Source organism: Streptomyces sp. CB02261, assembly GCF_001905665.1.
Taxonomy (GTDB): domain Bacteria; phylum Actinomycetota; class Actinomycetes; order Streptomycetales; family Streptomycetaceae; genus Streptomyces.
The window spans coordinates 333,262-346,560 of sequence record NZ_LIVX01000002.1 but is presented as its reverse complement, the minus strand read 5'-3'; the positions used below and the strand labels follow the sequence as shown (position 1 = coordinate 346,560).

The 13,299-nt window shown below is 72.2% G+C and carries 11 protein-coding genes; 10 read left to right on the top strand and 1 reads right to left on the bottom strand.

Annotated elements, in window-relative coordinates; all coding sequences use genetic code 11:
* The first annotated feature begins 10 nt into the window (after positions 1-10).
* The 6 genes from AMK29_RS07050 to AMK29_RS07025 all read left to right on the top strand — a co-directional run bounded on the left by AMK29_RS07050 (position 11) and on the right by AMK29_RS07025 (position 6,860).
* Entirely contained in the window at positions 11-1,636 is a 1,626-nt protein-coding gene (locus AMK29_RS07050; protein WP_073809128.1) for a peptide ABC transporter substrate-binding protein, read from the top strand.
* A gap of 141 nt (positions 1,637-1,777) precedes the next feature.
* On the top strand, positions 1,778-2,701 hold the full coding sequence (locus AMK29_RS07045; RefSeq protein ID WP_073809127.1) for an ABC transporter permease: 924 nt from the start codon (positions 1,778-1,780) through the stop codon (positions 2,699-2,701).
* Complete coding sequence (locus AMK29_RS07040; RefSeq protein WP_073809124.1) at positions 2,694-3,680, top strand: ABC transporter permease; 987 nt, start codon at positions 2,694-2,696, stop codon at positions 3,678-3,680. Before AMK29_RS07045 ends, AMK29_RS07040 begins: the two co-directional genes overlap by 8 nt.
* Positions 3,681-3,686: 6 nt before the next feature.
* Complete coding sequence (locus AMK29_RS07035; RefSeq protein WP_073809121.1) at positions 3,687-4,670, top strand: ABC transporter ATP-binding protein; 984 nt, start codon at positions 3,687-3,689, stop codon at positions 4,668-4,670.
* Positions 4,663-5,751, top strand: coding sequence for an ABC transporter ATP-binding protein (locus AMK29_RS07030; protein WP_073809118.1), 1,089 nt, complete (start codon positions 4,663-4,665; stop codon positions 5,749-5,751). The genes AMK29_RS07035 and AMK29_RS07030 overlap by 8 nt, the downstream gene beginning before the upstream one ends.
* 170 nt (positions 5,752-5,921) lie before the next feature.
* Positions 5,922-6,860 carry a hypothetical protein gene (locus AMK29_RS07025; RefSeq protein ID WP_073810665.1) on the top strand — a complete coding sequence of 313 codons (939 nt, stop codon included), beginning with the start codon at positions 5,922-5,924 and terminating at the stop codon, positions 6,858-6,860.
* Between the two features lies 1 nt (position 6,861).
* On the opposite strand, the gene AMK29_RS07020 is transcribed toward AMK29_RS07025, so the two are convergent.
* Positions 6,862-9,030 carry a S9 family peptidase gene (locus AMK29_RS07020; protein ID WP_073809116.1) on the bottom strand — a complete coding sequence of 723 codons (2,169 nt, stop codon included), beginning with the start codon at positions 9,028-9,030 and terminating at the stop codon, positions 6,862-6,864.
* A gap of 179 nt (positions 9,031-9,209) precedes the next feature.
* On the opposite strand from AMK29_RS07020, the gene AMK29_RS07015 reads away from it, so the two are divergent.
* From AMK29_RS07015 to AMK29_RS36650, 4 genes are all read left to right on the top strand, one after another.
* Positions 9,210-9,404, top strand: a complete 195-nt coding sequence (locus AMK29_RS07015) for a hypothetical protein (RefSeq protein WP_073809114.1) — start codon at positions 9,210-9,212, stop codon at positions 9,402-9,404.
* Between the two features lie 79 nt (positions 9,405-9,483).
* Complete coding sequence (gene mshB, locus AMK29_RS07010) at positions 9,484-10,374, top strand: N-acetyl-1-D-myo-inositol-2-amino-2-deoxy-alpha-D-glucopyranoside deacetylase (protein WP_073809112.1); 891 nt, start codon at positions 9,484-9,486, stop codon at positions 10,372-10,374.
* Positions 10,371-10,760, top strand: a complete 390-nt coding sequence (locus AMK29_RS07005) for a DUF6113 family protein (protein ID WP_073809109.1) — start codon at positions 10,371-10,373, stop codon at positions 10,758-10,760. Before mshB ends, AMK29_RS07005 begins: the two co-directional genes overlap by 4 nt.
* Before the next feature lie 175 nt (positions 10,761-10,935).
* Positions 10,936-13,221: a hypothetical protein gene (locus AMK29_RS36650; RefSeq protein WP_198942192.1), complete on the top strand. Its 2,286-nt coding sequence runs from the start codon at positions 10,936-10,938 to the stop codon at positions 13,219-13,221.
* Positions 13,222-13,299: the final 78 nt, after the last annotated feature.

Sequence of the window (13,299 nt, the reverse complement as noted above, 5' to 3'; positions counted from 1 at the left end):
GAGGCACTCCATGCGCGGAGCCACGCACGCCAAGTGGGCCGCACTGGCCACCGCCGTCGCCCTCGCGGCGACCGCCTGCGGTGGCGGCGACGACAGCGGCGGCGGAGGGGCCGACGGCATCGTGAGTTCCTCGTGGGGCGACCCGCAGAACCCGCTGGAGCCCGCCAACACCAACGAGGTCCAGGGAGGCAAGGTCCTCTCCATGATCTTCCGCGGGCTCAAGCAGTACGACCCGAAGACCGGCGAGGCCAAGGACATGCTCGCCGAGAAGATCGACACCACCGACTCGACCAACTTCACCATCACGGTCAAGGACGGCTGGACCTTCTCCAACGGCGAGAAGGTCACCGCCAAGTCCTTCGTCGACGCCTGGAACTACGGCGCCCATCTGAAGAACAACCAGAAGAACGCCTACTTCTTCGGCCAGATCCAGGGCTACGACCAGGTCCACCCCGAGAAGGGCGAGCCGACCGCCGAGACCATGTCCGGCCTCAAGGTCACCGGCCCCCAGACCTTCACGGTGAAGCTCACCCAGAAGTTCTCCACCTGGCCCGTCACCCTCGGCTACCCCGCCTTCGCGCCGCTTCCCCAGTCCTTCTTCAGCGACCACGCCGCCTGGCTCTCGAAGCCCGTCGGCAACGGCCCGTACACCGTCGACTCGTACTCCAAGGGCTCCCAGATGGCCCTCAAGCGCTGGGACGGCTACCCGGGCACCGACAAGGCGCAGAACGGCGGCGTGACCCTCAAGGTCTACACCGACAACAACACCGCCTACACCGACCTGACGGCCGGCAACCTCGACCTCGTCGACGACGTCCCCGCCTCCCAGCTCAAGAACGTCGAGGCCGACCTCGGCGACCGGTACATCAACGTCCCCGCCGGCATCATCCAGACCCTGTCCTTCCCCTTCTACGACCCGGCATGGAACAAGCCGGGACAGGAGAAGCTCCGCCAGGGCCTCTCCATGGCCATCGACCGCGACCAGATCACCGAGACGATCTTCCAGAAGACCCGGACCCCCGCCGTCGACTGGACCTCCCCGGTCCTCGGCGAGGACGGCGGCTTCAAGGACGTCTGCGGCGACTTCTGCAAGTACGACGCGGCCGAGGCGAAGAAGCTCGTCGCCGAGGGCGGCGGCATCCCCGGCGGCACCATGCGGATCTCGTACAACGCCGACACCGGCTCCCACAAGGAATGGGTCGACGCGGTCTGCAACTCCATCAACCGTGCCCTCGGCAACGACCGCGCCTGCGTCGGCAACCCGATCGGCACCTTCGCCGACTACCGCAACCAGGTCACCACGCAGAAGCTCACCGGCCCCTTCCGTGCCGGCTGGCAGATGGACTACCCGCTCATCCAGAACTTCCTCCAGCCGCTGTACTACACCAACGCCTCGTCCAACGACGGCAAGTACACCGACCCCGAGTTCGACAAGCTGGTCGACCAGGCCAACGCCGAACCGGACACCGCGAAGGCGGTCGGGCTCTTCCAGCAGGCCGAGGGCGTCCTGCGTGACGACATGGGCGCCATCCCGCTCTGGTACCAGAACGGCAGCGCCGGCTACTCGGAGCGCGTCAGCAACGTGTCCCTGAACCCCTTCAGCGTCCCGGTCTACGACCAGATCAAGGTCAACTGACGTCGTAGCAGGTCGGAGGCGTACGGCCCGGCCCGCGGAGCCCCGCGCCGGGCCGTACGCCTTCCCGCACCTCCGACGGGGCGGGCCCGCCCCCCTGAGCCGGCCCGCCCCCGGAGCCAACCCTTCCCCCCGGAGCCCCCCATGGGTCGATATGTGATCCGGCGACTGCTGCAGATGATCCCGGTCTTCTTCGGCGCCACGCTGCTGATCTTCCTGATGGTGAACGTGATGGGCGATCCCATCGCCGGACTGTGCGGCGACCGCCAGTGCGACCCGGCGACCGCCGCCCAGCTCGAGAAGGAGTTCGGCCTCGACAAGCCCGTCTGGCAGCAATACCTGACCTACATGGGCAACGTCTTCACCGGCGACTTCGGCACGGCCTTCAACGGCCAGGAGGTCACCGAGCTGATGGCGAACGCGTTCCCGGTCACCATCCGCCTCACCATCGTCGCGATCCTCTTCGAGATCGTCATCGGCATCACCCTCGGCGTCATCACCGGCCTCAAGCGCGGCCGCCCCGTCGACACCACCGTGCTGCTGCTGACCCTGGTCGTCATCTCCGTCCCGACCTTCGTCACCGGTCTGCTGCTCCAGCTCCTCCTCGGCGTCGAGTGGGGCTGGATCAAACCAGCCGTCTCCACCGACGCCACCTTCGGCGAGCTCATCGTGCCCGGACTCGTCCTCGCCTCGGTCTCCCTCGCCTACGTCACCCGGCTCACCCGGACCTCCATCGCCGAGAACAAGCGCGCCGACTACGTCCGCACCGCCGTCGCCAAGGGCCTGCCCCGCCGCCGTGTCATCTCCCGCCACCTGCTGCGCAACAGCCTCATCCCCGTGGTGACCTTCATCGGCACCGACATCGGCGCGCTCATGGGCGGCGCCATCGTCACCGAACGGATCTTCAACATCCACGGCGTCGGCTACCAGCTCTACCAGGGCATCCTGCGCCAGAACACGCAGACCGTGGTCGGTTTCGTGACCGTCCTCGTCCTCGTCTTCCTGGTGGCGAACCTGCTCGTCGACCTCCTGTACGCCGTCCTTGACCCGAGGATCCGCTATGCCTGAGCAGCCTCAGCCGTTCGACGACGGCCGCGCGATCAACCACACCGGTGCCGGCGGCGGAACCGACCTCGCGATGGACGAGGGCGAGACGCTGGAGAAGACACCGGGCGGCCCCCAGGGCACCGGCGCCGACAAAAAGCCCCGCTCCCTCTGGTCCGACGCCTGGCACGACCTGCGCCGCAACCCGGTCTTCATCATCTCCGGCCTGATCATCCTCTTCCTGGTGGTCATCGCCATCTGGCCGCAGCTCATCGCCAGCGGCAACCCCCTCGACTGCGACCTCTCCAAGGCCCAGGAAGGCTCCCAGCCCGGCCACCCCTTCGGCTTCAACGGCCAGGGCTGCGACGTCTACACCCGCACCGTCTACGGAGCCAGGGCCTCCGTCCAGGTCGGCCTCTTCGCCACCCTCGGCGTCACCCTCCTCGGCTCCGTCCTCGGCGGCCTCGCCGGCTTCTACGGCGGAGCCTGGGACGGCTTCCTCTCCCGCATCACCGACGTCTTCTTCGCGATCCCCGTCATCCTCGGCGGCCTCGTCCTGCTGTCCGTCGTCAGCAGCAACAGCGTCTGGCCCGTCATCGGCTTCATGGTGCTCCTCGGCTGGCCGCAGATCTCCCGCATCGCCCGCGGCTCCGTCATCACCGTCAAACAGAACGACTACGTCCAGGCCGCCCGCGCGCTCGGCGCCTCCAACTCGCGGATGCTGCTCCGCCACATCTCGCCCAACGCCCTCGCGCCCGTCATCGTCGTCGCGACCATCGCCCTCGGCACGTACATCTCGCTCGAAGCCACGCTGTCCTTCCTCGGCGTCGGCCTCAAGCCCCCCACCGTCTCCTGGGGCATCGACATCTCCTCGGCCGCCGCCTACGTGCGCAACGCGCCGCACATGCTGCTCTGGCCCTCCGGCGCGCTCGCCATCACCGTGCTCGCCTTCATCATGCTCGGCGACGCCGTCCGCGACGCCCTCGACCCGAAGCTGAGGTAGGGACCCATGCTGCTCGAAGTGCGCGACCTGCACGTGGAGTTCCACACCCGCGACGGCGTCGCCAAGGCGGTCAACGGCGTCGACTACTCCGTCGACGCCGGCGAGACCCTCGCCGTCCTCGGCGAGTCCGGCTCCGGCAAGTCCGTCACCGCCCAGGCCGTCATGGGCATCCTCGACATCCCGCCGGGGAAGATCACCCACGGCGAGATCCTCTTCCAGGGCCAGGACCTCCTGAAGCTCAAGGAGGAGGAGCGGCGCAAGATCCGCGGCGCCAAGATGGCGATGGTCTTCCAGGACGCCCTCTCCTCCCTCAACCCCGTCCTCAGCGTCGGCGACCAGCTCGGCGAGATGTTCCAGGTCCACCAGGGCATGTCGCGCAAGGACTCCAAGGCCAAGGCCGTCGAGCTCATGGACCGGGTCCGCATCCCCGCCGCCAAGGAACGCGTCGGCCAGTACCCGCACCAGTTCTCCGGCGGCATGCGCCAGCGCATCATGATCGCCATGGCGCTCGCCCTCGAACCCGAACTGATCATCGCCGACGAGCCCACCACCGCCCTCGACGTCACCGTCCAGGCCCAGGTCATGGACCTCCTCGCCGAGCTCCGGCGCGAACTCAACATGGGCCTCATCCTCATCACCCACGACCTCGGCGTCGTCGCCGACGTCGCGGACAAGATCGCCGTCATGTACGCAGGACGGATCGTCGAACACGCCCCCGTCCACGAGATCTACAAGGCCCCCGCCCACCCCTACACCAAGGGCCTCCTCGAATCGATCCCGCGCCTGGACCAGAAGGGCCAGGAGCTGTACGCCATCAAGGGCCTGCCGCCCAACCTGCTGAACATCCCGCCCGGCTGCGCCTTCAACCCCCGCTGCCCCCTCGCCAGGGACCGCTGCCGGACCGACGTACCCCCGCTGTACGAGGTGACCGAGTCCCCGGTGCCGCGCGCCAGCGCCTGCCACTTCTGGAAGGAGTGCCTCCATGGCTGAGGCGATTCTCGAAGTCCGGGGCCTCCACAAGCACTACCCGCTCACCCGGGGCATCCTCTTCAAGAAGCACATCGGCGCCGTCCGGGCGGTCGACGGGGTCGACTTCGACCTCGCCGCGGGGGAGACCCTCGGCATCGTCGGCGAATCCGGCTGCGGCAAGTCCACCGTCGCGAAGATGCTGGTCAACCTCGAACGCCCGACGGCAGGGACGATCCGCTACAAGGGCGACGACATCACCACCCTCTCCCCGCGCGCCCTGAAGGCCGTCCGGCGCAACATCCAGATGGTGTTCCAGGACCCCTACACCTCGCTCAACCCCCGCATGACGGTCGGCGACATCATCGGCGAGCCGTACGAGATCCACCCCGAGGTCGCCCCCAAGGGCAACCGGCGGCAGAAGGTCCAGGACCTCCTCGACGTCGTCGGCCTCAACCCCGAGTACATCAACCGGTACCCGCACCAGTTCTCCGGCGGCCAGCGCCAGCGCATCGGCATCGCCCGCGGCCTCGCCCTCCAGCCCGAGATCATCGTCGCCGACGAACCGGTCTCCGCCCTCGACGTCTCCGTCCAGGCCCAGGTCGTCAACCTGCTGGAGAACCTCCAGACCGAGTTCTCCCTGGCGTACGTCTTCATCGCCCACGACCTGTCGATCGTCCGGCACATCTCCGACCGCGTCGGCGTCATGTACCTCGGCCGGATCGTCGAGATCGGCACCGACGCCCAGATCTACGACCACCCCACCCACCCCTACACCCAGGCGCTGCTCTCCGCGGTCCCCGTCCCCGACCCCGAGGCGCGCGCCCACCGCGAGCGCATCATCCTCACCGGCGACGTCCCCTCCCCGGCGAACATCCCCTCCGGCTGCCGCTTCCGCACCCGCTGCTGGAAGGCCCAGGAACGCTGCGCCCTCGAGGTCCCGGAACTGGCGGTCCCCGCGGTCTTCCGCCTCACGGACAGCCCGGCGAAGCACGACTCGGCCTGCCACTTCGCCGAGGAGAAGCAGGTGGTCCCTCCGGAGCACGGCACGCACGGGCCCGACGCCCCTCCGCAGGACCCCCTGCGGAAACCCGAAGCGCCTTAACGCCCAGGCAACTCGACGGTAGCGGCACCGATATACGGACACGGCAGACTCGACAGCGTACGGCCGTGCGGGTGCCGTGACGGCCAGGGGCGCGGAAGCGTCCCTGGCCCCACCCGCGGGTTCCCCCGAACCACTTGTCCCGGCGGATGGCGACCGAGAGTATCGGGACCGTGACTGTGACACGACCGGCACGTCTCACGGGCGCCGCGCTCTGCGCCGCGCTCGCCCTCATCGCCGCCGTGTGGATCCTCAAGGACCTGGCCGCGCTCGGCTCGCCCGCCGACCTCGCCTGGTACTGGGCGGGGGACCACCACTTCCTCATCCGGGGGCGGTCCGCCACCTCCCTCGTCGACCCGGTGCTCCTCGCCGCGTCCGCCGCCACCGCCGTCGCCGCCCTCCGCTCCCGCCACGCGGCCTCCGCGCTCGCCGCGACCGGCGCCGCCACCCTCGCGCTGCGGCTGCCCGGCCTCTGGGCACCCGGAAGCGGCGCCCTCGTCACCGCACTCCTCGAACTGGCCCTCGCCGCCGGACTCGTCGTGACCGCCGCAGCGGGCCGCCGCCGCGTGACCGCCCCGCACGAGCAGCCGCCCACCCGCCCCCGCACCGGCCCCGCCGTCGCCGCCGGGGTCCTCCTCGCCGTCTCCGCGCTCGTCGCGGTCCTGTGGGAGGCGTACTGGGCCACCGAACTGCCCCTGGAGATCACCATCGACCGGTTCACCGGCGGCCGGTCCGTCATCAAGGCGGCCCTCGCGCCCCCGCCCGGCTGGCTCTCCCTCGTCCTCGTCACCCTGTACGGGACGGCCGCCGTCTCCGCCTTCGCACGGGCCCGCCACAGTCGGGCCTTCGGGCTGCTCGCCGGAGTGTTCCTCGCGGCCGGCGGCCTCGCCGAGGTCGCCCGGACCGCCCGCTACGAACTCGTCGGCGACTTCGGGGACATCCCGGCCGCCGCCCGGCTGGACATCCTCAGCGCCTACACCGGGCTGCTCGCCGGAGTCGCCGTCCTCGCCCTCCTGGCCGGGCGCGGCGCCCCCGCCACCGCACCCGGCCCCTACCCGCCGGCGAGGATGCCGCCCCCGGCCCCGCCCTACCCGCCGCCGCCCGGCTGGTGACTCAGCTCCCCTCCGACAGCCCCAGGGAGCGCCGCAGGAAGTCCACCTGAAGCAGGAGCAGGTTCTCCGCCACCTGCTCCTGCGGCGTCATGTGGGTGACCCCGGACAGCGGCAGCACCTCGTGCGGCCGGCCCGCCGCGAGCAGCGCCGAGGAGAGCCGCAGCGCGTGCGCGACCACCACGTTGTCGTCCGCCAGACCATGGACGATCATCATCGGCCGCACCGGGACCTCCGGGGCCGACAGACCGTCGTCGGTCAGCAGCGACTGCGCCGCGTACACCTCAGGATCGTCCTGCGGGGTGCCCAGGTACCGCTCCGTGTAGTGGGTGTCGTACAGCCGCCAGTCCGTCACCGGCGCGCCGACGACCGCCGCGTGGAACACGTCCGGCCGCCGGAGCACCGCCCGCGCCGCCAGATACCCGCCGAACGACCAGCCCCGGACCGCCACCCGCCCCAGATCGAGCGGGAAGCGCCCGGCGAGCCCCTGGAGCGCGTCCACCTGGTCGTCAAGGGTCGGCGAGAAGTCCCGCGCGATCGCCTTCTCCCAGGCGGGGGAGCGGCCCGGGGTGCCCCGCCCGTCCGCCACGACCACCGCGAAACCCTGGTCGGCGAACCACTGGGAGGTCAGATGCGGGTTGTGGGCGGCGACCACCCGGGGGCCGTGCGGACCGCCGTACGGATCCATCAGGACCGGCAGCGGCCCGTCGCCCTCCTCGTACCCGGCGGGCAGCAGCACCGCGCAGGGGATCCGCCGGGCCCCCGCCTCCGTCAGCCGCACCCGGACGCCGATCCCCGGCTCCTGCGCGTACGAGGCCACCACCGCGACCCGCTCGCCGTCCCGCAGCACCCGCGCCACGCTCCCCGGCGCGTCGGGCCGCGCCGACACGAGCACGGTCACCGCCCCGCAGCGCACCGCCCCGTGCGTCCCGACCCCCTCGGACAGCCGCTCGGCGCCCGCGCCGGACACCCGGTACACATGCACCTCACCGGTCTCCGGGGCGGCCGCCCCCGCACCCGCCGACGCCGACACCAGGACGTCGTCGGCCCCGATGTCGAGCACCGCGCGGACGTGCAGCCCCCCGTCGGTGAGCGTCTCGTCCCCGACGGCCAGGGCGCGGGCCCCGCTCTCGTCCGTGACGCGCACCAGACGCCCGTCCGGGGTCCACGCCGGCACCCCCGGCAGCAGCTCCAGCCACACCGGGTCCCGCTCCTCACGCACCGTCGTCGTCTCCCCGGACTCCGGGTCCACCGCGAGGAACAGCTGCGCGCGCTGGTCCCGGGCCTGGACGAGGAGCAGCGGAGCCCCGGCGGCCGACCAGTGCACCCGCGCCAGGTACGGGTACCGCTCGCGGTCCCACCGGACCTCCGTACGCGCCCCGTCGAGGCCCATGACGAACAGCCGGACCTCCGCGTTGGCCGTGCCCGCCGCCGGGTACGCCACCGGCTGCGGCTCCCGGTCCGGGTGCGCGGGGTCGGCGATCCACCAGCGCCGTACCGCCCGGTCGTCCACCCGCGCGACGAGCAGCCGGTCCGAGCCGGGCGCCCACCAGAAACCCCGCTCCCGGGACATCTCCTCCGAGGCGATGAATTCGGCCATTCCGTAGGTGACGTGCGCGTCCTCGGGAACGGCCAGTTCCCGGTCGCCCGCGCCGTCCGCGCCCACCACCCGCAGCGCGCCTTCCGCCACGTACGCCACGAGCCGCCCGTCCGGGGAGGGTCGCGGGTCGATCACCGGTCCCGGCACGGGCAGCTCCCGCGCCGTCCCCGCCCGCAACTCCGCCGTGAACAGCCGCCCCGACAGGGCGAACGCCGCCAACTCCACCGCCCCGTCCACCGCGTAGGCCACCACCCCCGCCGAGCCCTCACGGCTCCGCTCCCGGCGCGCCCGCTCCTGCGGCGACAGCTCCTCCTCCGCCCCCGCGAGCAGCACCTCCGGGTCGGCCGCCACCCGCTCCGCGGGCGCCCCGCCGTCCCGGGGGACGTCCAGGACCCAGAGCCGGTGCGAACGATCCGTGCCCGAGGCGGATCTGACGAACACGACGCGTTCCCCGTCCGGGGAGACCGAGAAGCCGCGCGGGACCCCCAGGGTGAACCGCTGGGTCCGGGCGTACCGGCGGGGGAAGGAGAGCCCGGCCGAGGGTGTGGCCGACTGCTGTCGAGACAAGGTCATGCGGCTGAAACTAGCGCCGTGCGCCCCCCTCGTGCCTCCGTCCGCCGATCGATGCGATGGCACGGATAGTTATGATCCGTAGCGCTAGGTGGGTATGTACCTCGCGTACGTACCCGTCCGGCACATGCTCGCTGCCCGAACCGCTCGAATATCCGACCGAAGTGTGGAGGTGAACCGCCGTGGCACTCTCGATCTCCGTGGTGGTGCTGCTGGCGATCGTCGTCTTCCTTTTGATCCGGAAATCCGGGCTGAAGGCGGGACATGCGGCGATCTGCGCGCTCCTGGGCTTCTACCTGGCGAGCTCGTCCATCGCTCCGTCCATCAGCACCCTCACCACGAACGTGGCGAACATGGTCGGCGGCATCAAGTTCTGAGCGCCGGCTTCCGCGCGCCGGTCTCCGGGCGGTCCCGGGTCACGGCATCCCTCCGGGCCGGACCTCGTAGGGTGGGGGCATGTCCGATCTCCCCGCCCGCCGTCTGCTGCTCGTGCACGCGCACCCGGACGACGAGTCGATCAACAACGGCGCCACCATGGCCAGGTACGCGGCCGAGGGCGCCCTCGTCACCCTCGTCACCTGCACGCTCGGCGAGGAGGGCGAGGTCATCCCGCCCGAGCTCGCCCACCTGGCCCCCGACCGGGAGGACCGGCTCGGCCCCCACCGCGTCGGCGAACTCGCCGCCGCCATGGCCGAGCTGGGCGTCACCGACCACCGCTTCCTCGGCGGGCCCGGGCGGTTCCGCGACTCCGGGATGATGGGCGTCGAGCAGAACAAGCGTGAGAACGCGTTCTGGAACACCGACGTCGACACCGCCGCCCCGTACCTCGTCGAGGTGATCCGGGAGACCCGCCCGCAGGTCCTGATCACCTACGACCCCGACGGCGGCTACGGCCACCCCGACCACATCCAGGCCCACCGGGTCGCCATGCGCGCCGCCGGACTGGCCGCCGACCCGGCGTACCGCCCCGACCTCGGACCCGCCCACACGATCGCCAAGATCTACTGGAACCGCGTCCCCCGCCCCGTCGTCGAGGCCGGCTTCGCCCGGCTGCGCGCCGAGGGCTCCGCCTTCCCCGCCGTCGCCGCGGTCGACGACGTCCCCGGCGTCGTCGACGAGGACCGGATCACCGCCGAGATCGACGCGGGGCCGGAGCACGCCGCCCGCAAGAGCGCCGCGATGGCCGCGCACGCCACCCAAGTCGCCGTCGACGGCCCCTTCTTCGCCCTCTCCAACGACCTGGGGCAGCCGATCCTCACCACCGAGTACTACGAGCTGGTACAGGGCTTCCCCGGCGCCCCCGCGGGCGTGCGCGAGACGGACCTCTTCGCGGGGGTGACCGCGTGAGCGGCTCCCCGGCCGGCACGGTCGCACTGTCCCGTAACGCCCGGTTCGCCTGGTACGCCTGGTACGCCGGACTGTTCATCCTCGGCGCCCTGATCGGCGTCGCCGGCTCCCTGGTCCAAGCCGCCTGGCTGCCCGGCGGCTTGTTCCTCGCGCTCCTCGCGACCGCCGCCCTCTTCTACGGAGGACTGCGCGCGACCGGCACCCAGACCGGCGTCGTCGTCGGCGGAGGCGGCTGGCTCCTCGCCGTCATCCTGCTCAGCCTCGGACGCCCCGAGGGCGACGGGGTGTTCGCCGGAGGCGTCGGTGAGCTGCTCTTCCTCTTCGGAGGGATGGCGCTCGCTGTGATGTGCACCACCCTGTCCCGGCTGCCGCGACCGGCCCCGTGAACAGGACCACTTGAGACCGCGGACGCCCTGACTTCGGCCGGATTGCCCGTCGTACGCCACCCGAGGGTCGGGTATATGACGGCGGCGGCCAGTATGGTGGTGCGCGCCGCCGAACCGCCCGGGTAATACGAGCATCTGCAAGAGCGGGCGGTGGAGCCAACCGGGAGATCCTGCTTTGAGTCGTGAAACTGGTCGAGAGACTGACAGTTCGTCCTCCGGCGCCCAGGGGCGCGGTGGAGCCGCGTACCCCTCGGGTACACCGCCGTACGGATCCCGTCAGTATCCGTCGCTCCACCCCTCGCAGGACGCGCCGGAGGAGACCGCCGCCGCGTCCGTTCCGCCGGAGGAGCCCAAGACGGAGACGACGCTGACGACCCGGATCCGGATCAACATCCCGGGTTCGCGGCCGATCCCGCCGGTCGTCGTCCGTCAGACGGTCAACGAGACGCCCACGCCCGACCCGGCGCCCGAGCCCACCCCCGTGGTGGAGCGGCCGGCGCCCGAGCCGGTGGCGCCCGCCGAGCCGCAGGCCGCCGAGCAGGCGCCGAAGGCGAAGGAGACGAGCGACTGGTTCGCCCCCCGCAAGGCGGCGCCCCAGAGCCCGGCCCCCGCGCCCGCGCTGCCGCCGGCGCCCGCCCCGGCCGCGAAGCCCGGCCCGGCCGCCGCCGGGCCGGACACCCAGGGCACGGGCTTCGCGGGCTCCGCGACCTCCGGTGTCCCGACGGTCGGCAACACCCCGTCGAGCCGCCCGGTCACGGCGTCCCAGCCGACCCCGGGCAACCCGCTGTACGACAGCGGCACCCCGGCGGGCGGCACCCCGAGGTACGACGGGACCCCCGCCGGGGGCACCCCGAGGTACGACGGCACCCCTGCCGGCGGGACACCGACGTACCCGGGTACGCCCGCGGGCGGGACCCCTCTGTACGACGGGACGCCCGCCGGGGGGACGCCCGGCTACGACGGGACCCCGGGTGCCGGGACCCCGGGCTACGGCGGCGGCGCACCGGGCGCCGGGGCGCCTGGTTACGGCGGCACCCCGGGCGCCGGGAACCAGCCCTTCGACGGGACCCAGGGCTACGACGGCACTCCCGCCGGCGGCACCCCGCTGCACACCGGGACGCCGGCCGCCGGTACGCCCGCGTACCGGGGCCCCGGCGCGGCCGCGCCGACCGGCCCCACCACCGGCCCGGTCACCGGCACCGCCTCGCTCGGCGGTGCGGCGCAGGGCCGGCGGCCCGGCCAGGGCCCCGGTCAGCAGCCGGGCTCGCCGTTCCCCGGCGGCCCGCGCATGTCCGACGACACCGCGGTCCTCACTCCGCAGCCCCCGGCGCCGGCCCCCGGTCCGGACGGCGGCGGGCACATCTCCGGGGACACGCTCACCAGCGGCATCCCGGTCGTCCCGCCGAAGGCGGTGCGCCCGGACCTCACCCCCCGCGTCGAGGAGCGGACGGCCCCGGCCCCGGCTCCCGCGCCCGCACCGCGCCCGGCGCCGGCGGGCCGCGCCCCGGCGAAGAAGGGCCGCTCCAAGCTGGCCCTCGTCGCCGCCGGGGTCATCGGCCTCGCCGGTGTCGCCTACGGCGCCGGACTGCTCCTCAACCACTCCGACGTCCCCAAGGGCACCACGGTGCTCGGTGTGGACATCGGCGGCGGTACGAAGGAGGAGGCCGTCAACAAGCTGGACGCGGCCCTCGGCAAGCGCACCACGACCCCGCTCCAGCTCGCCCTGGGCGGCAAGAAGGTCCAGCTGCCGCCGGAGAAGGCGGGCCTGACGCTCGACAGCCAGGAGACCGTCCGCGCCGCCGCCGGCAGCGACTACAACCCCGTCTCGGTCATCGGCTCCCTCTTCGGCGGCGAGCGGGTGGCCAAGCCGGTCTTCCCGGTCGACGAGGAGAAGCTCGCCGTCGCCCTGCGCGACCTGGCCGGCACCTCCGCCTCGGCGACCGAGGGCACGATCCTGTTCGCCCCGAACAAGGTGACGCCCGTCGAGGGCAAGCCGGGCAAGGGCCTCGACCTCCAGCGGTCCATGATCTCCGTCCGGGACGCCTTCCGTGCCCAGGTGGAGACGGGCCAGACGCGGCTCGTGGAACTGCCCGTCACCACCCGGCAGCCCAGCATCACGAAGGCCGAGCTGGACCGGGCGATGAAGGACTTCGCCACCCCGGCCATGTCCGGCCTGATCAGGATCTACGCGGGTGGCAAGTACATCGACTTCGGCCCGGCGCGGTCCCTGCCGCAGATCCTGTCCATGAAGGCCGTCGACGGCCGTCTGGTCGAGGTCTACGACAAGAAGGCGATCGACCGTCTCCTCGACGGCGCCTTCGACGGGGTCATGATCACCAAGGGGGACGGCACCAAGCACGAGGTCTCCGCCGACGATGTCGCCTTCGTGATGCGCGACGCGCTGCGCGGCAAGACCCAGGCGGAGCGCACGAAGACCATCGACCTCAGCGGCGAGGGCTGACGGCACCCGCCCCGGCCTCCGAGCCCCTGTCCCCCCTGCGGGACGGGGGCTCGCGCGCGCCCGCCGCCCGGTGGGCCG

What these genes read in the sequence shown, in the direction of transcription:
- mshB (WP_073809112.1), top strand. Translation starts at nt 9,484, where the DNA reads ATGTCCGATCTCCCCGCCCGCCGTCTGCTGCTCGTGCACGCGCACCCG.
- AMK29_RS07040 (WP_073809124.1), top strand. Translation starts at nt 2,694, where the DNA reads ATGCCTGAGCAGCCTCAGCCGTTCGACGACGGCCGCGCGATCAACCAC.
- AMK29_RS07050 (WP_073809128.1), top strand. Translation starts at nt 11, where the DNA reads ATGCGCGGAGCCACGCACGCCAAGTGGGCCGCACTGGCCACCGCCGTC.
- AMK29_RS07030 (WP_073809118.1), top strand. Translation starts at nt 4,663, where the DNA reads ATGGCTGAGGCGATTCTCGAAGTCCGGGGCCTCCACAAGCACTACCCG.
- AMK29_RS07045 (WP_073809127.1), top strand. Translation starts at nt 1,778, where the DNA reads ATGGGTCGATATGTGATCCGGCGACTGCTGCAGATGATCCCGGTCTTC.
- AMK29_RS07035 (WP_073809121.1), top strand. Translation starts at nt 3,687, where the DNA reads ATGCTGCTCGAAGTGCGCGACCTGCACGTGGAGTTCCACACCCGCGAC.
- AMK29_RS07020 (WP_073809116.1), bottom strand. Translation starts at nt 9,030, where the DNA reads ATGACCTTGTCTCGACAGCAGTCGGCCACACCCTCGGCCGGGCTCTCC.